At 42.8% G+C, this 26,190-nt stretch carries 19 protein-coding genes; 2 read left to right on the forward strand and 17 right to left on the reverse strand.

Annotation, left to right across the window (positions count from 1 at the left end):
- Positions 1-11: 11 nt before the first annotated feature.
- The 14 genes from M2273_RS27960 to M2273_RS28025 all read right to left on the reverse strand — a co-directional run bounded on the left by M2273_RS27960 (position 12) and on the right by M2273_RS28025 (position 17,912).
- Complete coding sequence (locus M2273_RS27960; RefSeq protein WP_429401194.1) at positions 12-1,196, reverse strand: DUF2264 domain-containing protein; 1,185 nt, start codon at positions 1,194-1,196, stop codon at positions 12-14.
- Positions 1,197-1,294: 98 nt separating this feature from the next.
- Entirely contained in the window at positions 1,295-2,674 is a 1,380-nt protein-coding gene (locus M2273_RS27965) for a sulfatase family protein (RefSeq protein WP_429401196.1), read from the reverse strand.
- Positions 2,675-2,777: 103 nt separating this feature from the next.
- A complete protein-coding gene (locus M2273_RS27970; protein ID WP_429401198.1) occupies positions 2,778-4,361 on the reverse strand; it encodes an arylsulfatase in 1,584 nt (527 codons plus the stop codon).
- 178 nt (positions 4,362-4,539) lie between these two features.
- Positions 4,540-5,280, reverse strand: coding sequence for a rhodanese-like domain-containing protein (locus tag M2273_RS27975; protein ID WP_429401200.1), 741 nt, complete (start codon positions 5,278-5,280; stop codon positions 4,540-4,542).
- A gap of 10 nt (positions 5,281-5,290) precedes the next feature.
- On the reverse strand, positions 5,291-7,168 hold the full coding sequence (locus M2273_RS27980; RefSeq protein WP_429401202.1) for an arylsulfatase: 1,878 nt from the start codon (positions 7,166-7,168) through the stop codon (positions 5,291-5,293).
- An 18-nt stretch (positions 7,169-7,186) separates the two neighbouring features.
- A complete protein-coding gene (locus tag M2273_RS27985) occupies positions 7,187-9,049 on the reverse strand; it encodes an arylsulfatase (RefSeq protein ID WP_429401204.1) in 1,863 nt (620 codons plus the stop codon).
- A gap of 28 nt (positions 9,050-9,077) precedes the next feature.
- Positions 9,078-10,634, reverse strand: a complete 1,557-nt coding sequence (locus M2273_RS27990) for a RagB/SusD family nutrient uptake outer membrane protein (protein ID WP_429401206.1) — start codon at positions 10,632-10,634, stop codon at positions 9,078-9,080.
- Between the two features lie 26 nt (positions 10,635-10,660).
- Positions 10,661-13,750, reverse strand: a complete 3,090-nt coding sequence (locus tag M2273_RS27995) for a SusC/RagA family TonB-linked outer membrane protein (RefSeq protein WP_429401208.1) — start codon at positions 13,748-13,750, stop codon at positions 10,661-10,663.
- A gap of 375 nt (positions 13,751-14,125) precedes the next feature.
- Positions 14,126-15,271, reverse strand: coding sequence for a formylglycine-generating enzyme family protein (locus M2273_RS28000; protein ID WP_429401210.1), 1,146 nt, complete (start codon positions 15,269-15,271; stop codon positions 14,126-14,128).
- 20 nt (positions 15,272-15,291) lie between these two features.
- Entirely contained in the window at positions 15,292-16,257 is a 966-nt protein-coding gene (locus M2273_RS28005; protein WP_429401212.1) for a sterol desaturase family protein, read from the reverse strand.
- An 11-nt stretch (positions 16,258-16,268) separates the two neighbouring features.
- Positions 16,269-16,457 (reverse strand): hypothetical protein, encoded by a 189-nt coding sequence (locus tag M2273_RS28010; RefSeq protein WP_429401214.1) that lies wholly within the window; start codon positions 16,455-16,457, stop codon positions 16,269-16,271.
- Between the two features lie 2 nt (positions 16,458-16,459).
- Positions 16,460-16,627 (reverse strand): hypothetical protein, encoded by a 168-nt coding sequence (locus M2273_RS28015; protein WP_429401216.1) that lies wholly within the window; start codon positions 16,625-16,627, stop codon positions 16,460-16,462.
- Between the two features lie 503 nt (positions 16,628-17,130).
- Positions 17,131-17,460, reverse strand: coding sequence for a hypothetical protein (locus M2273_RS28020; RefSeq protein ID WP_429401218.1), 330 nt, complete (start codon positions 17,458-17,460; stop codon positions 17,131-17,133).
- A gap of 8 nt (positions 17,461-17,468) precedes the next feature.
- A complete protein-coding gene (locus M2273_RS28025) occupies positions 17,469-17,912 on the reverse strand; it encodes a hypothetical protein (protein WP_429401220.1) in 444 nt (147 codons plus the stop codon).
- A 153-nt stretch (positions 17,913-18,065) separates the two neighbouring features.
- Between M2273_RS28025 and M2273_RS28030 the strand changes: the two genes are divergently transcribed.
- Both M2273_RS28030 and M2273_RS28035 read left to right on the forward strand, forming a co-directional pair.
- Positions 18,066-18,668, forward strand: a complete 603-nt coding sequence (locus M2273_RS28030; RefSeq protein WP_429401222.1) for a class I SAM-dependent methyltransferase — start codon at positions 18,066-18,068, stop codon at positions 18,666-18,668.
- 109 nt (positions 18,669-18,777) lie between these two features.
- The gene (locus tag M2273_RS28035) at positions 18,778-19,551 is read left to right on the forward strand and encodes an HAD-IIA family hydrolase (protein ID WP_429401224.1); all 774 of its coding nucleotides are present in this window, start codon (positions 18,778-18,780) and stop codon (positions 19,549-19,551) included.
- Positions 19,552-19,648: 97 nt separating this feature from the next.
- Here the strand turns inward: M2273_RS28035 and M2273_RS28040 are convergent, their stop codons facing one another.
- The 3 genes from M2273_RS28040 to M2273_RS28050 are packed head-to-tail and all read right to left on the reverse strand — an operon-like array spanning position 19,649 to position 26,186.
- Positions 19,649-21,199, reverse strand: a complete 1,551-nt coding sequence (locus tag M2273_RS28040) for a DUF5689 domain-containing protein (protein ID WP_429401226.1) — start codon at positions 21,197-21,199, stop codon at positions 19,649-19,651.
- A gap of 41 nt (positions 21,200-21,240) precedes the next feature.
- The gene (locus M2273_RS28045) at positions 21,241-22,731 is read right to left on the reverse strand and encodes a SusD/RagB family nutrient-binding outer membrane lipoprotein (protein WP_429401228.1); all 1,491 of its coding nucleotides are present in this window, start codon (positions 22,729-22,731) and stop codon (positions 21,241-21,243) included.
- An 11-nt stretch (positions 22,732-22,742) separates the two neighbouring features.
- Positions 22,743-26,186 (reverse strand): SusC/RagA family TonB-linked outer membrane protein, encoded by a 3,444-nt coding sequence (locus M2273_RS28050; RefSeq protein WP_429401230.1) that lies wholly within the window; start codon positions 26,184-26,186, stop codon positions 22,743-22,745.
- Positions 26,187-26,190 lie beyond the last annotated feature (4 nt).

The following is a 26,190-nucleotide window of genomic DNA, read 5'->3' on the forward strand; positions in this document are numbered from 1 at the left end:
ACCTTCAAGTTTCAATCAATAGCGTGATCTGTACCAGGATCAAGCCCTTTCCATACCTTTTTGGCGGTCCAGTCCTCATCAGCATTTTGCCATAACTCGTCTGAAGAGGGCAACCCTAAAATAAGAAAAGCCTCAGAACAAAGATAAAGACTTCCCGTAGATATATACCCCTCGCCTATGTTAGGCTGATGGCCATAAAGTCCTATCTGTAACCAACCCTTATCGTCAAAAGTTCCTGGGGCTTCTAATTGCCTTTTGATCATGGTGTACAATGCGGCCCTTACCTGCTGTGGTTTAATATTATCAGGCAATGCTTTTATCAACGCTATTTTTGATAGCAGCTGAAAAGCACCAAACCTATAAGCCAATGAGCGGCCAATGGGTGGATAAGTGCCTTCGGGCGATATAAGCCTTTCCTGAATAGCAGCATAGCGCCGGGCATGTTTAAGAGCTGTTTCGAAAGTATTTTTTTGATTCTTATCCGCGTCTTGCAAAGTCTGCAGCACCTCTAACAGCATTGGTTGAATAACAAAACTGTTATAATAATCCCAATGAAAATTTGGCCCGTCTCCATACAAACCGTCCCCTTTGTACCAAAGCTGATGCTGTTTAATGGCATAATCCATGCGCATCCGGTCGCCATAATTGTCAAACTTTAACAATGCGGCTTCAATAGTTGCACTAAACAGCAGCCAATTGGAATATCCGGGTGTAATAACCCGTGATGATTTCAGGGCAGCAATAATATTTGCTTTGGTGGTAGCATCTAGCGGATCCCATAATTGACGGGGTGCACGCAACAATGCCTGGGCTAAAAAAGCGGCATCTACTACGGGCTGGCCACCCTTATTAAAATTCATAAAATCAGGCGAGTTTGGGTCCGTGGCATTATGAAGGCAGGTACGGGCCAGTTCGATATACTTTTTTCGCAGTATACCTTCGGGTGTTTGATCCGGTCCTATTTCCAGCCATGGCGCCATACCGGCCAGCAAACGGCCAAATGCTTCCAGATAGGTATAATTTCTGCGGTCATTAGTGCTGGCTTCAACCGGCATTTGCAGCTTAAGCTGGTTTTTACTCAATGCTGTTAATACAGGGTCGGCTATGCGGGTAAGCGATTTAACCAGGTATGTACGTTCTTTTTGCCCGGCATCATTATTTGATGTGGACTGGGCCAAGACTATAGTAGCTGACAAAGGCAGGGATAATATTAAGCAGAGAAATTTGTTTCGCATGGGATAAATGGTGTGGCATAAAAGTAGTTCTCCTTTTATACAGTATCAACAATTACAATTTAATTTTCTGTTTTGCCAGGAAATTTATCAAACAATGCTTTCAGTTCTTTGGCTTTATCCGGATAATCATCAATCACATTGGTACGTTCGCTGGGATCATATGACAGGTTAAATAATTCTGTTTTGGATTCCTGTGTTTGATTTGAGATCCCACCATTAGTGTTGCCTGATTTTACCTCCCTGTATTTCCAATCTCCTTTTCGCACGGCCTCACAAATACCATTGTTCACATAATATATTTCGCGATGAGTGGAATGTGCTGGGGCTTTACCCAAAAGCACGTCAGAAATAGATTGCCCGTCGAGTGTACGTCCTTTCGGAAGCGGGGCATTTGTCCATTGGGCAAGTGTTGGTAGTACATCAAGATTACTAACCATGCTGGTAATTGAAGCTCCTACCGGCGTGTGGTTTTTCCAGTAAACAATAAATGGTTCGCGCACGCCGCCCTCATAACTTTGCCCTTTGCTGCCGCGGAAAACACCTGCCGTACCGGCATCCCAGCGTTTTGTTGCGCCATCGCCTGACATGCGTGAAGGAAAATCGATCCATGGCCCATTATCGCTCGAGAACATGAATATTGTATTATCTGCCAGTCCTTGTTTTTCCAATTCCTGCCAGATCTCGGCCAAACTCGCATCCAGTTGTTCAACCACATCACCAAGATGGCCGCCGTCTGAACGGCCCCTGTTTTTTTGAGATGATGCAAAAGCCACCGGCAAATGCGGCATGTTATGAGCCAGGTACAGGAAAAATGGTTTACCCTTTTTTTGATCTTTTATATATCTTATAGCTTCGTTAGTATAAAGATCCACTATCGATGAATCTGCAGGCTTAATAACTTCCGGGGTATGATTCCTGAATATTTTTAAGGTTGTATCAGATTTTACGTAAGGCGCCCTATAATCGTGGCTGTATAAAAGGCCGTAATAGGAATCAAATCCTTGTGCCATTGGATGATTAAAAGGTTTATGATCGCCCAAATGCCATTTGCCTATCATGGCTATTTTATAACCCACGGTTTTAAGCATTTCGGCAATGGTTACTTCCTGATCGGGTAATCCCAACTCTGACCCTGGTGGAATAGGATAAGGCAAGTTCATCCTTGAAGCATAACGGCCTGTTAATAACGATGCCCTCGACGGCGTACAGGACGGACTGGATACCACATAATTGGTTTCACGAACGCCCTTTTGCGCCATCTTATCTAAAAAGGGTGTTTTTATAACCGGATTGCCATAACAGCTCAGATCCGAATAGCCCATATCGTCGGCCAAAACAAAAATAACATTGGGCCGCTGCTGTGCATGGGTGCTAACCGTTATCAGCAGCAATACTAATAATACCAGCTTACCCAGATACTTATCCATAAAAAAATCCATCCTGATAGGTTTATATTTTATAAAGTAACCGATTGATGTTTTAGTATGCAACAAGAAAACGGTTATCATTTTTGTTACAAACTCACACTATCACTGCATCATTCTATAATGCTTTGATCTTATTCCAGTCGACCACGCCTACTTTTTGTGCCCATTGCAGGTATTCGGTCTCCAGGTCTTTTACCTTATCCGGATATTTGGCAGCCAGGTTATTAGTTTCAGATCTGTCGGCTTCCAGGTCATAAAGCTCCCAGGGTTTATCAATTTCGGCAACCAGCTTCCACTTCCCTTTTCGGATGGCCCTGCTCCCTTCGTGCTCCCAGAAAATGGCATCGTGACCTTTAAAGAGTTTGTTGTTAAATATATTAACCAGGTTTACCCCTTCCAATGGCGTTAGCTTTCTGTTCTTAAATTCAGCTGGATAGTTAACCCCGGCAAGGTTAAGGCAGGTAGGCATAATATCAATAAAATGGGCGGGTTGAGTATTGGTGCTACCTGCTTTTATAACTCCCGGAAACCAGGCTATAAATGGAGTGGCAATGCCACCTTCGTGCGTATTTCTTTTAAATAGTTTAAACGGGGTATTACTTACATTGGCCCAGGGAATTTCATAACTGTCGATTGATTCAACTGATCCCGGCGTTCCGTTTTTTTGGATCACTGTTGCCAGACTTTTTACTTCATCGGCGCTGCCACCATTGTCTGATACAAAAAGTATGATGGTATTTTTATCTTTTCCTAATTGCTTTAGCTTGTTCATGATCTCGCCCACACCTGCATCCATCCTATCAATCATGGCCGCGTAAATAGCCATGCGGATGTCCCATTTATCTTTTTCCTGGGGTGATAACGAATCCCAGTCGGGCACTCTGCTATCCCTTTCAGATAGTTTCCATTCTTTTTTGATAATACCGCTTGCCAGCAGCTTTTCATAGCGTTCACGACGCAGCTTGTCCCAGCCTTTAAGGTATTTGCCTTTGTAACGTGCAATATCCTGGGGCAATGCCTGTATGGGCCAGTGCGGCGCGTTATAGGCCACATACAAGAAGAATGGATCTTTCTTATCCTTGATCTCGTCTAATGAGCTTATAGCAAAATCTGTAATGGCCTGGGTAAGGTACTTCGAGGTGTCGTTCCTTATGATTTCTTTATCGTTAAGCATAAAGGTGATCTTGCTTCCATCATTATACAAAGGCTTCGAGTTAAAATAGCTGCTGCCGTTATTCAACATGGTAAAAGATTTGTCGAACCCTCGGTTATAAGCTAATGCAGATGACTGTAAACCCACATGCCATTTGCCAGATACAATGGTATTATAACCGGCTTCATCTTTTAGCAGCTCGGCAATGGTAGCGCAATGATCATTTAAATAACCCTGGTAAGCAGGCGAACCTTTATACTTTACCATATCACCTACACCAGCCTGGTGTGGGTATAGGCCGGTTAACAGCGATGTGCGTGAAGGGCAGCACCGACCTGCGTTATAGAACTGGGTCATTTTTAAACCTTCTTTAGCCAGCCTGTCAATATTGGGGGTATGAATTTCCGAACCGAAACAACCCAGATCGGCAAAGCCCATATCATCAGCTAAAATGATCACGATGTTGGGCTTAGTATTTGGGGCTTGTGCAAAGGCATTATCGCACAAGAACAGGAATAAAATAAGGTAAGCTATTCGTTTTAACATTGGTGGTATGTTGGTGAATATTCCTATGAAAGGTCATCCCGAACTTGTTTCGGGATCTCACAGGGTGGCTGTAGGCATGCTATATACCTTTATACCCAACCTTGCATGTGGGATCCCGAAACAAGTTCGGGATGACTTATTAATTTGATGACTTATTAATTTATAATGCTAATTGCGCTTATTTTGTACTTGCTAAGCCTGTTTTTACCCCATTAACGGCAGCTTCTACCTGTGCTACTGATGAAAAACCCTGCTTTTTCCAAACTTCCTTTTTGTTTTGGTAAAGCACCAGGGTTGGTAATACATTTACCTTAAGCTCACGTGCCAGCGCAGTATTATCATACACTTCAATGCTGATGATCTTAGGTGTAAAACCTGTTTCAGCTTTCAGGGAATCAAGTACAGGCACCAGTTTTTTACAGGCACCGCAGTATCGGGAACCAAAATCAACCAGCACCAGTTGGGATGAACCGGTGAGCTCTATAAACTGCGCTTTTGATAAGGAAAAACCTTTTTTAGTGGTTGAAATAATGGGGTGTCCCGAACCTATCCAGTTGGCCAAACCACCGGGAAGCTCTTCTACATCTTTAAATCCTTTTGCACGCAGCTCGCGTGATAAAGCCGCGCTCCGGCCATTGGCAATGGAATAAACAAAAGTTGGTTTATCTTTTTGCAGCGCATCAAGGCGCTGCTGGTAATCAGCAGCTTTGGCATCAACATTAATCGCGCCTTTAATGTGGTTCTGTGCAAATTCCTCTGCCGAGCGTGCATCCAGGATCTGTGCATTTTTTGCATCGTTAAGCTTTGCAGCAAATGCTTCAAGCGATAATAAGGGTGGATTACCGAGTGCCGTCTGCGCCTTTACAATACCTGTAACTAATATAAGCATCACCAGTAAATAGGTCTTTAAATTTTTCATGATCAATTGTTTAGTTGTTATTTTCTAAATGATGGATCCTTTTATTGTTTATATCGTCGCGGTCAATAAAGGGGTATATGTGGTTTTGTTTAGCCTCAGCATCAAAAAGCTCCTGAAGCTCTTTTAGCTTTTCGGGATATTTTTTAGCCAGGTCTATACGTTCGTTAAAGTCCTCGTTCAGGTTATACAGCTTCCATACATCTTTATCATAGTTGCGTTCAGGGATGGTTTTGCCTTGCGGAAAATTGAGCAGATCAACATTATCCGGGCGGTGGGCGGCTTCGGCCTTCCAGCCATCTTTATAAATAGAGCGCGAGGTAAAAATGTAATAATATTGCTTGGTATGCAGTGATGCAGCCTGGGCATTATTAAATGAGTTGAATAGTGATTTCCCCTGCAGGGTATCCTGTTTAATGCCCTTAACATATTCTGGTAGTTTTAAGCCTGCGGCTTCAATAGTAGTAGGAAATATATCTGAAACGTGACCATACTGGTTACGAATACCACCTTTTTCTTTGATCAGTTTTGGATAATAAACGATCAATGGGTTATGGGTGCCTCCTTCGGCATCGGCATCTGATTTCCAGTATTTAAATGGAGTATTGGCAGCTTGTGCCCATCCCAGCGGATAGTTGGTTGATGCCTCCGGTGTACCTATCGCTTCCAGATCGGCCTCATTGTTTTTGATATAATCTGCCTCTGGTGTGGTCAACGCCAAGTTTTTAGGCTTGATCACGCCGTGAACAGTTCCTTCTTTACTGGCACCGTTATCCCCTATCATCACAAATACCAAGGTATTATCAAACTGACCCGAAGTTTTCAGATAACTAATCACACGGCCCACCTGGTTATCAATATAGGTCAAGTAACCTGCATAAACTTCCATAAAACGGGCATACAATTTTTGCTGGTCGGGTGGTAAGTTTTTCCATGCCTGGATGCGCTCGTTACGTTCAGGCAGCTTGGCATAGGCTGGTATATAACCTGCCTTTTTTTGATTGGCGAAAACTTTTTCACGGTAAACATCCCAGCCTTCATCAAACTTACCTTTATACAGATCGCTCCATTCCTTGCTTACCTGATGCGGTGCGTGGGTAGCGCCGGGAGCATAATACAAAAAGAAAGGCTGATCTGGCGCTGCTTTATGAGCCGCATCAATATAACCGATGGCCTTATCCGTAATTTGTTCGTTCAAATTGCGGCCATCAGGTTTTATATGGAAATTATCCTCTACCAAATGAGGCGGGTTGTACTGGTCTGTAGCAGATTCCAGGAAACCGAAATGGTGATCAAAACCCTTACCGGTAGGCCAGCGGTCAAAAGGCCCAACGGCAGTAGTATCTTCATCGGGTGTTATACCCCATTTACCAACTGCAAAGGTGCTGTAGCCATTGGAACGTAAAGCTTCGGCAATAGTACCTTTATCGGGCGGGATCCTGCCGTCATACCCCGGGAAACCTGCTGCTGTTGAGGCATGAGAAAAATTACCCACATGCACATAATGGTGATTACGCCCGGTTAACAGTGACGAACGTGTTGGCGCGCAAATACCCGCCGTATGAAAATTAATATACCGTAACCCATTATTGGCCAGCGTATCAAAGTTGGGGGTGCTGATGAGCCCGCCAAAGGTACCCGATGCGCCAAACCCTACATCATCCAGCAATATCCAGACAATATTAGGCGCGCCTTTAGGTGCCTTAAGTGGTTTCGGCCACCATTCTTTTGATTCGGCCAGGGTTTTACCCACCACTCCCTTATAAGTTGCCGCATCTGAGGGCGCAATATTGGCGGCAGAAACTTTAATAGTAGTCTGCGCTGCCACGGGCAATGTAAAACTTAAAGCAATAACAACTATCGCAAAAGCTTTTTTATGATCGTATTTCATGATGATATGATTTTAAGGTTACTTTTTATAGTTTTGATGTATACGCTGGTGGTAAACGTCGTACCAATCAATAAAGGGATATAGGTTGTTCTTTTTAGCCTGTTCTTCAAAAACCGCTTTCAGCTCTTTTAGCTTTTCAGGATTTTTTTTGGCCAGATCTATGCGTTCGTTAAAGTCGTCGTTCAGGTTATAAAGTTCCCATATATCATCATCAAAACTTTTATCAGGTATGTTTTGCCCAACCTTAAAATCACCGAGCTCTACATTATCCGGGTGGTGCACAGCCTCTGCTTTCCAGCCATTACTGTATACAGAGCGCGAACCAAAAATATAATAATGCTGTAAATTATGCCTTGTTGCAGCTTCAGGATGATCAAACGAATAAACCAGCGATGTTCCCTGCAGCGTATCCTGTTTAATACCTCTTATGTATTCAGGTAGTTTAATGCCTGTAAATTCAAGTGTGGTAGGCAGTACATCTATCACATGGCCATACTGGGTACGGATAGTGCCTTTATCCTTAATTCCTTTGGGATAATAAACGATGAGCGGATTACGGGTACCTCCTTCAGAATTGGCGTCCTGTTTCCAGTATTTAAATGGCGTATTGGCCGCCTGCGCCCAGCCTAAAGGATAGTTGGTAGTAGCCTGCGGGGTGCCTATATCATCAATATCTTCGAGATTTGTTTTCAGGTAAGTATCTTCCGCAACCAATTTGGCGGAGTTCTTTTTAGGGTTGATTACCCCATGAACCGTTCCTTCCTTACTGGCTCCGTTATCGCCGATGATCACAAATACGAGGGTGTTATCCAGTCGTCCGCTTTGTTTTAAATAGCCTACCAGGCGACCCACTTCATGGTCGGTATAGGTTAAATAACCAGCATAAATTTCCATGAAACGGGCGTATAGCTTTTGCTCTGCAGGAGGCAATGATTTCCACGCCGCTATGCGGGGATTACGTTCTGGTAATTTGGCATAAGCAGGTATAATGCCCAGCTTTTTCTGACGGGCTATCACCTTTTCCCTGAAATCGTCCCAACCCGAATCAAACTGGCCTTTGTACAGGTCGCTCCATTCTTTTGCTACCTGGTGTGGTGAGTGTGTGGCTCCTGGTGCATAATATAAAAAGAAAGGTTTATCGGGCGCTACTTTATGCTGCCTGGTAATATAGCCTATTGCCTTATCAGTGATCTGCTCGGTGAGGTGGCGGCCATCCGGTGTTACATGGGCATTATCCTCTACCAGATCAGGTTTATACTGATCAGTTGCCGAACCCAGGAAACCGAAGAAATGATCAAAGCCTTTACCTGTTGGCCAGCGGTCAAACGGACCGGCATCGGTAGCATCCTCATCGGGTGTTAAGCCATACTTGCCTACCGCAAAAGTGTTATACCCGTTTTCGCGTAGTATTTCGGCGATGGTTCCTTTATCAGAAGGGATCCTGCCATCATAACCCGGAAAACCGGCAGATAAAGCAACATGCGAAAAGCCGCCTTCGTGGACATAATGGTGGTTACGACCAGTAAGCAAAGCAGAACGTGTGGGCGCACAAATTCCCGCCGTATGAAAATTGGTATACCGTAAGCCGTTATTGGCAAGCGTATCAAAATTTGGCGTTTTAATGATACCGCCAAATGTACTTGTTGCTCCAAAACCTACATCATCCAGGATGATCCATACTACATTTGGCGCGCCAGTAGGCGCTTTATGAGGCTCAGGCCACCACTCCTTTGAATCATTAAGCGTTTTCCCTACTACGCCGCCATAAGGTTGATTATTTTGGGCCTTTGCCCCTTGTGTCATCAGCAAACCAAAGGCTATAGCCAGCGGTAAGCCATTATTTTTTTTAAGAGAGAAGATTTTAAAGTTTAAATATTTCATATCAAAGTTGATTTAGGTATTATATTATTTACTCCCATCCAGGATTTTGGGTGAGCTTTCCGTTACTGTTATCAATTTCCTGCTGTGGGATAGGGAAAAGATAGAACTTGCCCTTAGCCCCTTTGCTTACGTTAGTTTTGCCTACTTTGAGTAGACTGGCCTCGAGTATGCCATTACCGCTGGCATCTTTTTCACGGATGAGATCGAACCAGCGCTGATATTCAAATACAAATTCAAGACGGCGCTCCAGGTAAACCGCATCTCTGAAATCAGCCTGGCTCAATCCCGACAAGGCATCAAGCCCGGCGCGGGCCCTCACCCTGTTAATAGAAGTATAAGCTTTGGCAGTTGGGCCGTTAAGCTCGTTTTCTGCTTCGGCATGGATCAGCAATACCTCTGAAAACCTGATGATAGATACATTAGCACCTGATTCGGCTTCGTTGGAAACAACACCTGGATCGTAGTACTTATTAAAAAAGGGTATCGAATCGCCGGGGATAGTGGCATCATTCAGCTTGCCATAATATAGATTGGTAGTTGGGCTTTGGAAACGGGTTACAAAACTCACATTTCTCCTTTTATCCTTAACAGTATAAAGCTTGTAAATACTGAAGAACTTATCTACACCGTTAGGTTTTGTAGCATCGGGCACCGAATAAAATACTACCTGATCGGCATAACTGCCCACCATTCCGGGTATCCCATTCAGTATTGACCGGGGAGCCTGGTTATTACCCTGTCCTTGCGAATTGGACTTAAACTGAGCCGAAAAAATATGCTCTTTACCATTTTCTGATGCGGGTAAAAATACATCAGCATAATTAGCAAACAGGTCATAACCATAAGGGCCGTTGATCACCACTTCGGCCTGGCTAACCGCTTTATCCCATTTACGCTCAGTAAGGTAAACTTTAGCCAGCAGTGCGTTAGCTGCTCCCGCGGTTGCCCTGCCCAGATCGGCCCCGGTATAAATATTTGGCAGATCGGTAGCGGCCGCTGTCAGGTCGGCCTCTATCTGCTTATAAACAGTAGCCGCCGCGGTTCTGGGAACTTGCAGATCGGACAGGTTAATGGAGGTTTGGTCATGCAGCACCAGCGGCACATCACCATATAAACGCACCAGGTTAAAATAATATAAGGCCCTTAAAAATTTGGCCTCGGCTACCAGCCTTTTATTCAATGTAGCATCAAATTGTATATGCGGTATGGTATCAATAGCGATATTGGCTTTTTTTATACCCGCGTAATGCTGCTGCCATATTTGTAAAATGCGCAACCCTGACGATGAATGACCAAGCACCGCCTGTGAGCGTACATCGGCATTGGTAGCACCCGGCCCCGGGCCTTCATCATCGCCCATAAAATTCATCCCGGTATTAAACAGTGTGTTATAGGGTGTTTGTACGGCATTGGAGCCGGCATTTAATAGTGAATAGGCGGCACTAACAGCGGCCACAGCATCGGCCTGTGTTTTATAGAACTGATTTGCCGGGATAAAGGACCGCGGGTCTTCATTCAGCTTGGCGCAGGAAACAGCGCCAAAGGCAATCAGTATGATCAGATATTTAATATTTTTCGTTTTCATGTGTTTTAAATCAAAATAAAGCTGCCTTATAAGGTGATACCGACCCCTGCAATGATGGATTTATTGTTTGGATAGGCACCATTATCCACACCCGAGGTAATAGCCGATTGTTCATTACTGCTCACTTCAGGATCGTACCCAGTATATTTGGTCCAGGTAGCCAGGTTTTGGGCGGTTATATAGATCCGGATCTTTTTTATAGGCGACCGGGAAACAATCGATGTTGGAATGGTATAACCCAGGCTTAGATTTTTAACCCTTAAATAAGACCCATTTTCAATAAAGCGGTCAGATATGGTTGCAGCAGGGTCCTGGAAAGCGCTGTGTACATCGGTGTTGGTATTAGTTGGTGTCCAGCGGTTAAGTAAGGTAGTAGTGGCATTGGTATAACCAGTACCCAGCTCCAGTACACTCCTTTGCTGGTTGTAGATCTTATTACCATAAGAACCTTGCAGGGATACGCTCAGATCAATGCCCTTAAAAGAAAATGTATTGGTAATACCGCCGGTAAATTTAGGTTGTGAGTTACCCAAGATCACACGATCTGCTGATTGGGTGATCTTACCATCGCCATTGATATCCTGGTAGGCCTGTCCGCCGGGAGATGTATTAGCTGCTGGGGTAAGCGCAGTGCCTCCCGCCTGTATCAATCCGTTAGTTTTATACCCTATAAATGAACCTATGGGCTGACCTACCCTTAAAATAGAAGGCAGGGATGAATCAGGTATAAACTGGTTAACACCGTTGCCACCAAGGCTAAGCACCTTATTGCGGTTTATAGCAAAAACCAGGTTGGTATTCCACACAAACGACCCGGTAAAATTGCGGGTGTTTAAGCTAAGCTCAAAACCTTTGTTCTCCACCGAACCAACATTTTCATATTGCTGTGGGTTGGTAATGGCGGTATTGGTGATGATGGTAAGTCCGCTTGTTGCCGGTAGTGGTAGATAAAGCAACAGGTTGGTTGTTTTCTTGTAATAAATGTCAGCAGTAAAACTAATCCTGTCTTTGAGCAAGCCCAGATCAAAACCAAAGTCGTATTGCGTTGTTTTTTCCCATGTTAGGTTTGGGTTGGCTAAACTGTTGGGAGCAAAACCGGCCACCGTAGTGTTACCAAAGTTGTAACGGTAATAACCCAGTTGGGAATAAGATTGGTAAGCAGGGATATCGCTGTTACCGGTTTGGCCGGCGCTCAACCTGAATTTAAGCTGGCTGATCTGTTCTACATTGCGCAGGAAACTCTCGCTTGAAGCGTTCCAGGCTACGGCTGCAGACGGAAAGGATGCCCATTGATGGCCGGGAGCAAATTTCGAAGACCCATCGGCCCGTAAAGTAAGCGTAACCAGGTATTTGCCATTAAAGCCATAATTGATACGACCGAGGTATGATTTTAGCGCCCAGGTATTGGATGATGAAGAAGGTGCTATGGCAAACCCACTGCCTGAAATAGAGGTAATGCTGCCAGAACCCAGGTTATTATATGTATCATAATCACTTACAAAACCAGAAGAGCCGGCTACTGAGCCCTCGGCTTTAAACTTTTGCTGGGTAAAACCTGCCAGTATATTCAGATTATGTAGCCCCAGTTTTTTAGTATAGGTCAGGGTATTTTCATTAAGCCAGTTGGTGGAATTGAGTGTCCCGGTTTCGCCCAGTCCTGAATAGCCGGATCCTTCATACACAGAGGCTGGTAGGTACCGGTTCTGTTTGTTATCAATAATATCAACACCGGCCAAAACCCTTGCGGTCAAATCATCAGTGATCTTATAATCGCCTGATATGTTACCGAGGATACGACTTGTGGTGGTGGTATTAATTTGGTTATAGAGTGTGTTGATGGGGTTACCATAAGTTCCCTCAAATACGTTTTTTATGAAAAATGACCCATCTGGATTATATATCGGGGTAGTTGGTGTCATCAGCAAAATTGCAGGCACTACACCCTGAGGCGCCACCTGTGCACTGATGCGGCTCCCTGTAATAAATGATGAGATCTTCAATTTATCATTATAATCATGCTCCACATTTACCCGGCCCGCGTAACGCTCAAAATTTGTATTCTGTAATATACCATCCTGCTTAAAGTAATTGCCAGAAAAGGCAAGGCGTGTCCTGTCAGTTCCTGAAAGGATAGACAGGTTATGATTTTGAGAATTCCCTGTTCTGAAAGCTGCGCCCTGCCAATCGGTATTCGCATTATAAGGGTTAAGCTGAGCAGGGGTTTGGGGAGTTTTCCCGGTGTTAATTAATGCATCGTTACGGAGTGCACCCCACTGATCTGAATTGAGCAACGGTATGGTTTTGATCACATTTTGCCAGCCATAACTACCATCGTAATTAATGGATGATAAACCTGATTTTCCTTTTTTGGTGGTAATGATAATTACACCATTGGCGCCCCTGGTACCATATATCGCGGTGGCCGAGGCATCCTTTAATACTTCAATATTTTCAATATCAGATGTATTAATAGAAGCTAATGGATTGATCTTTGGCCCGTTGGTTACCCCGGCATCCGTTAATGAGTTACTGTTTGAAGTAGGGAACCCGTCAATAATATACAAAGGCTCGGCTACCGCATTAATGGAGTTAACACCACGTATCTGAACGGTAACCCCTGCACCCGGCTGACCTGTGGCCTGGGTTACCTGGATACCTGATATGGTTCCCTGCAATACCCTGTCCAATGATGGTACGGATTGCTTTAACGCGATATTGGGGACAGAGGCTACGGAACCGGTAATATCTTTTCGTTTTTGCGTTCCGTAACCAACCACAACCACCTGGTTCAACTGGCTCTGTATATCTTTCATCTTTATCTCTACCGGACTGCCATCGGCTATAAACTCCTGCTTTTCGTAGCCAATAAAGGTGATGATCAACTTATAAGGAAATTTTTGGCCGGTAACAAAACTGAACTTTCCTTCCCCATTGGTCGAAACCACGTGAGTAGTTCCTTCAATGCGTACCACGGCACCAGGCAGTGGCTCTTTGGTAGTGCCATCTATTACCCGGCCTACTAATTTTGAATTGATAATAGGCTGTGTTTGTTGGGCCAATGAGCTAAACGGGATAAAAAAAGTGAGTAGTAATGGGATTAATAAAAGTTTTTTCATGTCGTCGGAGAGTTAGTTAAAGAGGTTAAAAAACTGGACGAATGAAGAGCAACTAATGAATACCTTTTATTGGATCCTACGCTTAGCAGGTAAAACTGCCTGTATTGAAAATCGCCTGTCGCGATTTGAAGTGTGAATTGTTGTACAAGCCGGGACACGAACAGCACGTAGCCTTTCCCGACTTTTGCAATATTTTGCATAAATTTGAAATAGTTTAAAATGACACCATTGAAACAGGCTCAACGCCAATCGATCCCTGTTTCGTTGTTTTAACGCTTGGGGAAAAGCAATTGCTTTTCCCTTATTTTTTTGTTCGGATTTGTTATTTTTCTTTCATATTCTTTTCTGTTTATTTTTATTAGGGGTATTTTTAACTTAATTTTTTACGCAGCGAAAGCCTAAATGCTCCATACCACTGTCTTCGGTTGTCTTCATTCTTCTGGATACCCTGTATCCTGAACAATAGCTGTCGTTACACAAAAATGAGCCTCCCCTAACCACCCGCTTAATGGCATAAGGTTCGTCAGGGTCATATGATTTTGATGGGCCGACAGGATCTTTTACTCCCTCAGGTTTATTGATCGTACTATAATATCCATAACTATACAGGTCGGCACACCACTCCCAAACATTGCCAGCCATATCATATAAGCCATACCCGTTGGGTGCAAATGAACTTACGGGTGCTGTGTAATAGAATTTGTCATGCTGGGTATTCCTGTATGGGAAATCACCTTCCCAGGTATTGGCTTTGGCCTTTCCCTCACTTATTTTTTCATTACCCCATGGGTATATCTTATCGTTTAACCCACCTCTTGCGGCCCGCTCCCACTCAGCTTCGGTAGGTAAACGCTTACCGGCCCATTTACAATAAGCCAGTGCGTCATAATAAGATACCTGTACCACCGGATAATTTTCCTTGCCTTTTATATTGCTTCCGGGACCATGCGGATATTTCCAGCTGGCCCCCGACTTCCAGGCCCACCATTGGCTATAATCGCTTAAGGTTACCGGCTGTTTGGATGGAACAAAAACCAGGGAAGCGGCTACCAGCAAACTATCGGCTGGTTTTGGAGTTCCCGGAGGCATTTGTTTTTTTAACACCTCCCAATCTGGTTTTTGTTCGGCTGTAGTAATATAACCTGTGGCCTTAACAAATTTTTCAAATTGCGCGTTGGTTACTTCCGTACGGTCTATCCAAAAGCCATCAACCGTTACCTTATGCTTGGGGTATTCATCCTTTTCGGCCTGTTCATTATCCGCGCCCATTCTGAAAGTACCTGCCGGGACCCAAACCATTTGATCATGACTGGTGTCGGGCCCGGTCAGTACTGCCCCGGTTAAGTGAGCCGGTTTAAACCGGCTCGGAATATTTGATTCGCAGCATATGGCTTTCTTCTTTTCGGCAACAACATTGGCTTTAGCTGCATTTTTAGCTTTTTCCTTTTGTTTACATGCAGAAAAGACTGTGACAGTTACACCAATTATTAACAATATCCGGTTAACTTCTTTTAGATCCATGAATTTATTATAGCCCGACATTATACTTTTACAGGCTGTAGATCATATGTTTCCTGAGATATTTCCCCTCCTGCATTCTCTTGCTTTTCGGGCCTGTAAAGTTGGTGTTCCTTTAATGGTACATCAGCTTTAACTGTTGGGCCATCGGCAGCAAGTTCACTTCCAGGAACCTTCGATTTAAAAATGGGCCACAATAACTGTGCATACCATTGGTCGCCTTCATAATGTGATATGCCATACGCTTTAGGGTACTGACGAGAGATATGCGCCGTTCCAAAAATAACATCCCATAAAAAGAACATATTACCAAAGTTGCCCTTATAATAACCTACGCCATCATCAGTAGTGGCAGCATGGTGCGCATGATGGGTGGCTGGGGTAGATATAGTACGTTCCAATACCCAGGCCAGCGGGTGAAGTACTTTATATTGATAAAAAGGTTTATCCCACGGGATACTGGAATGTGCCAGTGTAGTAATAGTGCCTTTTATGCCTTTTACTATAATAGCGGGGATACCCAAACCGAGGTAAACCAATGCAGTGGTTAAATAAGTTTGCGAAAAAAACAGTGTATAGATCACATTTTGTCTGCTGGCCATAGCCATACCCATATATGATGCTGAATGGTGGGTACGGTGAAACCGCCATAACCACGGAACTTCATGGTGCAGGCGATGATACCAGTATTGGGTCAGATCGTCTGCAACGGCAATGATGATGAATCCCCAGAAAAATGGCACCCAGTTAAAAGCATCTTTAAAGCCGGGTAATATGGATGGTAAAACTTTAAGTCCGTAATAAGCGACCACTGGTTTTACAATTAATTTGGGAATGGTAAAGCAGGCAATATCTACCCAACGTTCATTTTTATTCCAGCGTTTTTTATAAAGGCCAAAAGAGAACTCGAGCACTCCGAGCACCAACACTAAAACGGAAAAACCATATCCGTTCAGGTTGTCAATTACTTTTTTTATCAGTTCAATCATGATATTGGTATTTAAGGATTTACAGATTTACTTTTTACAGGAGCCTGGGATATTTTTTGCTCCTGCTTTTTCTTTTCCCAGGGACGTTGGCCGGTAAAATAAAAGGTCGCGAACATCAGCACAATGGGCAGTGCGTATATTAGCAAACTAAGCAGGGCATTTTTTACAATTCTTTTTTGGGTAGCTGGTTCCAGTTTCATAGTTAGTTTGATTTAGTTGAAGTTGTGGACACTTGTTCGGGTTTATGGTTTTCAGAAAGTAATTTTTTAGTAAGCCACAGGCCACCGAAAATGATGATAAAGGGTATCAGGGTTACTATAACACCTACCAATATCTTTTTTCCCAGCAGGGATACGTCATTAATGGTCATAATAAATTTGTATAAGGTGATTAAAATATCAGGTTATAGGCAAATTCAGTTTTGTGTACTGATAGTTGCACTGTTTATAAAATTCAATAAGAAAATTTAGAAATCAGATCGTTGCCGCACGACAATAATTGATGGAAAAGAAAGATCTTTTGATGGCTGGATCAACAGCAACAACAAAAACGAAGAGAAAAATCAGTTGGAAGTTGATAAGCAGCAAGGCCGGAAATTGGGGTGTGGTCGGATTGCATTTTTTTGTGCTTTTAAAACTGTTTTATGTTATGTTTTTTATCTCTTGGGCAAATGTAAATAATTGTTTTTACAATTACTACTATTTCTATAGATTTTATGTACAATAATTTAATTTTCTCATTAAAAATTCAATTTATAGGGCGAAAAAGGAAGATTTGCAATCTTTTTAGTTAGAAAACAATGAAAAATTGGGCAGATTGAGTAGCATTTTGAGTTACCTGGCCCTGCATAATGGTATTTATATGTATTAAACCTTAAGGGATTAGGCCTACAATTGTATTAGAGATCAGATTAAAAACATCATTTTTAAACCGGTCGGCAGCTATCTGGGCCAATCCCGCTTGTTTTAAGGCAATCATTTGAATTAGTTCTTTTTGCCCTAATACCAGGAACGTAAAGTCATCTTTAGATATTTCCCCATTCGCGAGCTGTTGGGTCCAGGCTTCCAGATCATCCTGAAGGTCAGTAATAATAGCCTGGCCGTCAGCTGTTGCTGAAGCTACAAAATCTTTTAAATTCTTTTCAGCTAAGTCTTTAACACCGTTCTTCAGCGTTTCAAGTACGTTTTTAAAATCTATCGCCATGGTTAAACTTATTGATTTGTTGTTACGTCAGATGGTTTTATCTTTTTGCTTTCAAGTTCGGCTATCTGATCAAAAGCCTTTCCTATCAGTTTCTTCTCCTCCTGGATAAAAGTAGCACCACATGTACCGTCCTTTTTCCACTTTCCCACGAATCCGCCGAATAAATGCCCATCCGGGTTATTAAGAATAGTCCACAGCTGGTTGGTAATTTGATTATGAGGACGGTGCGTATCATATTCAATAGCCTTATCTATTTTCAGCTGAATAGTTTTTACTTCCGTTTCATGGGTCGCGTAATTTTCGGTAGCTTTATCCATCAGATCAAGTGCATCTACCTTTAAGGAAGTAACCTGCATGTATGCAGTTTGATCAAATGTTGACATGAGTGGACTGCAACCCAAAAACAGGCATAGGGGCAATACAAGGCTGATATAAAACCGCGCTATTTTCATGATGAATGTTTTAATAAATCTAAACAACTATTTTGATATATCGCTCAAAATCAAAGCATTATTTAAAAATCAAGTAGTTTTACGCAAAAAAAACACGTAATTACCACTTAAATTATCCTTTAACGATTTTTAGTTTAACCAAAGAGCAAATTAATGAGCATTTTAACCGATTCGACGGCTGTATTTCAATATCACAGGTACATGATCATGTTGCATGGCAACCAGGGAACCGCTGCTTTGGGTTGGAGAGATTTGCAAAGTCAGGTAATCCGCTTTAAAGCGCTTGCAGAGATTGCTGACCTGAATGGTCATACGGTATTGGATGCAGGCTGCGGCCACGGAGACCTCCGCGCGTATCTTCACCGGCTCTATCCCGAAGTTTTTTATTGTGGCATAGAACAGATCCCTGAACTGCTGGATGAAGCGGTTCGCCGTTATGGGGAATGGCCGGGGACCTCCTTTATTTGCGGGAATTTTGTTAATGGCCTTATACCTGTTACAGATTATGTAGTGGCCAGTGGTTCGCTTAACTACTACAGCCTTGACCCGGAGTTTATATTCAAGGCAATTTTCAAACTGTATGCACACTGCAAACTGGGCTTTGCCTTTAACCTGTTAAGCCATGCTATACCCAACGGACTAATAGTTGCTTACAACCCAAAAGAGATTATGGATTATTGCCTTTCCCTAAGCAAACAGGTGCTTTTAAAAAACGATTACAGCGATGAAGACTTTACTATTTTCATGTACCGTTGATTGATATTTTTGACATAACATAATATGGTAATATAATTGAGATTTTATTAATGGAATATACCTTACTTTGTTTTAACAAAAACCTTAATAGCTAATAAAATTCTAAAAAATGAAACAAGGACTACTAATTGATATGGACGGCGTTATATACAGCGGCGAAGAATTAATATACGGAGCAGACAAATTCATCAAACATTTATTGGACAAAGGAATACCCTTTGCCTTTATGACAAATAATAGTCAAAGAACAAGTCTTGAGGTAGTTCGTAAGCTAAAAAGATTAGGGATAACTGTTGAACCCAAACATATATATACAAGCGCTATGGCAACGGGTAAGTTCCTGGGAGATCAAAGCCCCAACGGTACCGCCTATGTACTTGGTGAAGGCGGTTTATTAACCAGTCTGCATGAAAATGGCATTACATTGGTTGATACAGATCCCGAATTTGTGGTTTTAGGAGAAGGCAGAAATTTTACGCTGGAAATGGTTCAGCGAGCTGTTGATATGATCCTGGCCGGTGCCAAATTTATTACCACTAACAGGGACCCATCTCCTAAAAAGCCAGGCTGGAATAATTTAGGGATTGCCGCCACAACAGCAATGATAGAAGAAGCCACTGGCCGAAAAGCATTTGTGACCGGTAAACCAAGCCCCGTAATGATGCGTTCTGCACGCAAGTTTCTTGGGTTGGAAACCGCAGAAACAACAGTAGTTGGAGATACTATGGAAACAGATATTCAGGGTGGTGTACAGATGGGTTATAAAACAATACTGGTATTATCAGGAATTTCCAGTAAAGATCAGCTGGGCCATTATGCTTTCAAGCCAGACTTGATTGTTGGATCGGTTGATAAAATTGAGTTTCCTTTAAAGTGGTGGTAATAACACCGTCTGGAAGTTAGATTCATTGGATCTTTCCAAAAAAAGAAATGGGGTAAGCTTTAAAGCCTACCCCATTTCTTTTTCAATCCACCGGCTATTATTTAAGTTTTGTTGCTCCGGTTCCTTCTATATCGGTAATAACAGAAGAGTTTGTTAGCAATAAGTTAACTAATGTCCTTGCAGCCGTCCATTTGCCTAATGTAGCATTATATTCTCCACCAAGCTGAGCATAGGTGCCAGAAACAGCCGTTGGGTAAGGGAAGAAAAGCGTATTACTGCCTTGTTTGTAGAAAGGTTGATCAGCCAGGGTGATCAAGTCCTTCAGGTCATAAAAATCGGTATTAGTGATACGGTAACCCACATTAGTATTAGGATCATATAAACTACCGCCGCCCGAATAAAATATTACATCAACAGGTTTGCTGGTTTCAGTTATGTTAGTTCCGGCAAATACAGCAATTCCTGCGGCGTTGCCACTATTTGCCAACAAATTACCTGTTTTGGTACCATGCGTTGCCGGAACACTGGTAGTATTAAAATTAGGGCTATCAGAAGTTGAATAATTAAAGGCTGTTACCCAGTTAGAAGAACTGATATCAGTAGAAGCTGAACCTGCTATTTTTTTACCTGTGCCACCAACGTAAAAGTATGAACCTTTAGTTACCCTGCCTGATGTAATTTCAAGCTTATAGGTCCTCAAATCACCGGTTGCCCACCCTTTTGTAGGAAATCCTGCGGGTGTTGATGCCCCGGCATTATTTGTGGTAACCAATGTAAAGTTTTCTACCGAAAAATCGATATCCCTTGTAGCCACCAATTGTATATATTCATAATTAGCATCGGTACCTAAAGGGTCGGTAATAAAACCACTGATAACAATCGGTGTAATCTCTATAACCGAACTAAGTATCCGCACATCATCGCTTTTACGCATACGTAACTGCGGAATAACAACACCATCCTGACCGGTAGTTCCGAATATGATACCTGTAAAATTAGCACTTACAGGTAATCCGGTACCTGCAAATTCAGCTGTTGCTTCCGTATGCAGTGTGATGTTCCCGAAACCATCGTTTACCATCTTGTCGCCTCCAAATTTATCAGTTAAGGCAGGCAGCGGGTCAAAGCCTCCTTTAACTACAGCAACTAAAGTACTTTCATAGGCATCCGGATTTGCCAGGATAGCGCTACTGGCTACTCTTTGACCGATCACCGCATTACCCGAAGAAACTTTTGTAATAGCACTGGTTGAGATACCGGTTATTTGTAAAGTACCGTCAATACGTTTTAAAACCCCGCCTTCTACATTTATTATTACCGAATCTCCGGGAGCATAAGTAGCTGCTGCTGCACCAATGGGTATAGATATCCCCCTTAACTTTGTGCGGCGGTTATTTTGTACTACCAATAAACCAGCAGGCATATTACCCCCTGAGTGGTCAGAAACAACAATACCAACTATTTGGTGCCCGCCAAACATGTTTTTGGTATCAAGCGTTACATCCGCTCCTTTGTATATGGTTCTTATATCTGTAATGGCTATGGTTGGAGCTATAACTCCGCCCGGATAGTTATTCCCCTTTTTACAACCAGGCAAAATACCGGCTGAGGAAAACAAAAGGAACATATAAAATAATATCTTTTTCATTTTTTCAATTTATATCATGATAAATTATACTGTTAAAACAATTATGGTTTTTGCCACCAAACCTGAGTACTTATTACATCGGCTCCCTGCGATGCCACTGCCGCTTTATAACTTGTAGGATTAGCAGATTGTACATAAACAGGGTAAGTTATCCTGGCAGGCATTACGCCACCATTTAACAGCCCCGCTCCTTTAGGTAATATAGGGTGGCCGGTCCGGCGATATTCAAACCATTGCTCAAAGTCTGTCCAAAAAATGGTATAATATTTTTGCACGTGTATCATCTCCATTTTTTCGTCAAGAGATTTTGTATCATCCCAGGTAATATCCGCACCAGCCTCATAATCAGCAACCGGAATAGCATAGGTAGGCAACCAAAGGGTAATGGCATTGATAACCCCTTTATCATAATAGGTTTGGGCAGGCGTTGATATCCAGCCTTTGGCAGCAGCTTCGGCCAGGATAAACTGCAGCTCGGCATAATTCATGATATTACCCATTAAAGGCTCACTCATTAAAGTTTTAGTGGAGGTGGTAGAAAGAAAGTAGGATTTTTTAACCGGCGCGTTACCCGGAGCATAACCACTTGGTACACCAACATAACCACCATTGTAGGTAGCTATTGACCAGCTGTTCTGGTACAAACGAGGATCGGCCCATTTAGTTAAATTATCAATAAAGAAGGATGCCATGGATGGTGCGGTCCAGTCCTGCGCCCTTACACCGGCAATAAATGGTGAGGTAAGATAACCCGACCCTGTCCATTTTAAAACTGCTGATTCATTGTTGCTGGCCATAATAGGGTATGTAGCAGCATTATTATCAACAATGTCCTTAATTTTGGCAATGCAATCGGCAGAAACCTCTGCCTTACCCGATATGCGCATTAATAACCTTAAGTATAACGAGTTGCCAAATTTACGCCACAGTGAAACATTTCCATTAAAAACCGGATCGCTTGAACCAACAACGTTGACCGCTCCGGTAAGCACCGTATTCGCCTCTTCCAATTGTTTAAATATTCCCTGATATATATCTTTCTGTTTGTCAAATGCCGGTGTTAAATTCCCTTCACTTCCCTGGTTTGACTGTGAGTACGGCACATCACCATAAGTATCAGTAAGCATGGAGTAGATCCAGGCCTGACAGATCAGTGATATCCCCTGGTATCCTTTGTCTAAAGTAAGCGAATCACTGGCTATAGTGTGGATCGACTTAAAATTTGTTAACTGCATATACCAGTTATTCCAGGTATAATCGCCCCAGGTGTTTTTGATATCGTACCTGAAAACCTGCCCTTCTGAATCACTTTGATTTACGGTAACCTGCATCAGTTCATTATTAAAAGTGCGGCAGCGCAGCATATTAGTGGTTAAGACGCTAACCAATGCCGGCGCCAGGAGCTGTTTTGGTGATGCTATAGGTGAAGTGTTAGGATCGGTATTTATCGCCTCAAAATCTTTTTTGCACGATGGTTGTATTATAGCAAATAGTATTACAACAAAAATAATTTTATAAATATTTCTTTTCATTTTATAGCAGATTAAAGTGAAATAACAAGGTTAACGCCCATGGTTCTGGTTGAAGGAAACTGCCCTATCTCGAAACCCTGTGTAATATCAGAGCCGCTAAGCGTACCAAACTCCGGATCAAAACCAGGCCATTTTGTCCATATGAACAGGTCGCGGCCATAAACGCCGATAGTAGCCCGCTGTATGCCTAATCTGGAGGTTAACCTTGGTGGAAGGGTATAATCAAACCGGGCTTCCCTCAGTTTGATAAAATTGGTACTGTACGTGGCACCTTCCGCGTTATTAGCTCCAAAGTTTGATTGGTAATACTGATCAATATCTGAGGCTACAACATCATTTTTACGATATGTTCCATCTGGATTTTGCACCACACCATTTCCAATAATGCCATTGTACCTGCCGGGAAGCGTATTGGTCGTTTTTCCCTGTTCGGCCAGTTTATAGGAAGTAAGCGAGTAAGCCACGGCACCATATTGTGCATCAAATAATATGCTAAAATGGAATTGCTTATATCTGAAATCATTACTTAACCCCATTTTCCATTTAGGTGATGTATTACCGAGGTATAAAATATCGGGCGAAATTAATGCAACACCTGTTTTCGGATCAAAAACCACTTGCCCATCAGGAGCACGCTGATAACCCCTGCCATACAGATCGCCCATACTACCTCCTACTTTTGCCACAAGCTGCCCGCCGCCGGTTGGACCTGACTGGAGCACAACTGCACTGTCTGCCAATTCTTTTATTTTATTACTATTGGCCGAAAATGTAAAATTAGTTGTCCATGTAAACCCTTTAGGGTTTGATACCGGGCTACCATTTATGGCCACCTCTATACCCTTGTTAGCAACCTTACCGATGTTAAGCACCTGCCTGCTGTAACCAGATGAGGCATCAACAACCCGGTTAAGGATCTGATTTTTGGTAACACCCGAATATAATGCCAGGTCAAAACCCAGGCGGTTTTTAAAAAACTGCACGTTCGATCCAATTTCAATGGTATTGGTTCTTAATGGTTCCAGGTTTTCATCAGGCAACGTTGTAGGATTTTTTAGCCCACCCGGATAAGTACTCCCTGCTGACGGATAAGCGTATGCAGTTGCGTATGGATTAAGCCCTCCACTGCCAACGCTGGAAACTGATGCCCTAACTTTGGCAAAACTGATGGTTTCCGGCAGCTTAACAGCATCCGACAAAATAAAACTGGCACTCGCCGAAGAATAGAAGAATCCCGCTTTATCAGTTCTTCGTGGTGTTGCCAAAACACTGTTCCAATCTTCGCGGCCGGTAATGTCTAAGTATAGATAGTTTTTAAAACTGGTTGATAACAGGCCATAAAAGCTATTAATGGCGTATTTGCTGCTATTGGGTATGGTTATCAATGTACCGGCAGTATTGGCCATGGTATATACACCCGGATTGATCAGTGAATCGGCCCTTACTTCGTCTACCCTGTAAGTATTTCTTAGCATACTGCCTCCCGCTGTACCGGTTATGGTAATATCCTTATTTATCGCTTTGTTATATCTTAACAGGAAATCGCCGCTTACTTCCTGCGAAAAAATATTTTGTGTGCGATAGGAACCTTTAGGAAATTTGGTTCCGGCATCATAAGGACGTTCCTGGGCGCGCTGCTCGTACCCCATATCTAATGAGGTTCTTAACTGCAGGCTTAGCTCCTTGGTGATGTTATAAGTAGCCTGAACATTTCCGGTTACCGCATTACGGCTTGATCTGTTTATAAACTCGTACGAAACCGCGTAAGGGTTTTCAGGAAATGAGCTGAACGGATATTCGATAGCCCGGTTTGTTTGCCCGTTTTTCCAATAGTTTTTAAGCCAGTTCAAATCGGCGCTGGGTTGCCAGAAAATATACCAGTACATGAGCGATTGGTTACCATAGCCAGCTCCGGGCAAATTATCACTGAATTTGTTCTGATAATTTACTTTTGAGCTTATCGTAAGTTTATCATTGATCTTGGAGTTTACGGATAAGGCAATCGTATTACGGCCATAGCCGGTATTGGGCACTATCCATTTGTTGTTTACATTGGTTGCCGAAAAACGGGCGGTGGTTTTATCTGATCCGCCATCAATACTTACTGAGTTGGTAAACGTTTGGCCCGTATCAAAAAACTCACGTGTCTGGTTTTTATAAGGTACCCAGGGCGTTCTGACGGTTGATTGTTTTTGGGTTATGGGATCAAACTGGTAAAACATTTGCCCGTCAAACCGTGGGCCGTAAGCCGAACTTGTACCGCTGGTACTTGCACCATCAGGTCCTGCACCATAGGAATAATAAGATGCACCGGCCAGGCCTTGTCCGTATTCATATTGCAAATCGGGCCAGCGGTTAATTTTTTCTATAGATGCATTGGAGTTTACGGTTATACCAAGACCTTTTCTTTTGGAGCTGCCTGATTTAGTGTTGATGATGACAGCGCCATTGGCTCCCCGCTGGCCGTACAAAGCTGCGGCGCCGGGACCTTTTAGTATAGAAACACTTTCAATATCTTCAGGATTAATATCATTGATACTGCTGCCATAATCTGCAGGCATATTATCACTGCCTGTACCATACACGTTTTCGCCGGCAATTCCTGTGCGCCTTCCACTACCATTGTTGATCACTACTCCATCTATAACAATTAGTGCTTCATTATCACCGGTAAGGTTATTTTGGCCTCTTAAAATAATTTTGTTCGATCCGGTCGGTCCGCTGTTTGAGCGGATCAGGTTTAACCCGGCAACTTTGCCCGAAAGCGCATCGGTCCAGTTGCTTGAAAGCGCGTCTGTAAGTTGCTGCCCCTTTATGTTACTGGTCGAATAGCCCAATGCTTTCTCATCACGTTTAATGCCCAATGCGGTAACTACTACCTCATTCAAAGTAGCGTTTGATTGGCTTAAGGTGATGGTTACACCCGCCGTAGTTTTATTAAAAACCTGGCTTTGGGTGGTGTAGCCAACTGTAGAAAAGTTTATGGTACTACCCTCCGGTACCAAAACAGAAAACTTACCATCGGCATTAGTGAAAAGCAACAGCTTCTTTGCCAGGTCGCTTACGGTAACCCCTACAAGTGGTAATTTATCATCTGCCGATATAACAGAGCCATTAACTGTAATCATATCCAGCTTTTTAATAACCAGGTTGCCATCAATGTTTTTAATGCCAATGCCGGCCTGTTGTTGTAATACCTGGGCAAGTTTATCAAACTGCAGGTTTTCATCTGGTAATGTAACCTGGCTGTTCATATTTATATCAGTGCCAAAAGAAACCTTATAGCCATATTTGGTTTTAAGGGTATTTACTATTGTTTGTATGCTGATACGCTTTTGATCAAAGCTGTACTGATCTGATGGTTTTACCTGTGCTTTTACCATTACTGAAAATAGCAGCAGCAGTAAAAGCGGGCTTAATTTTTTGCTAATAAATAAAAGTTTAAGTTGTTTCATGTTT

Source organism: Mucilaginibacter lappiensis (assembly GCF_050433765.1).
GTDB classification, from domain to species: Bacteria; Bacteroidota; Bacteroidia; order Sphingobacteriales; family Sphingobacteriaceae; genus Mucilaginibacter; species Mucilaginibacter lappiensis_A.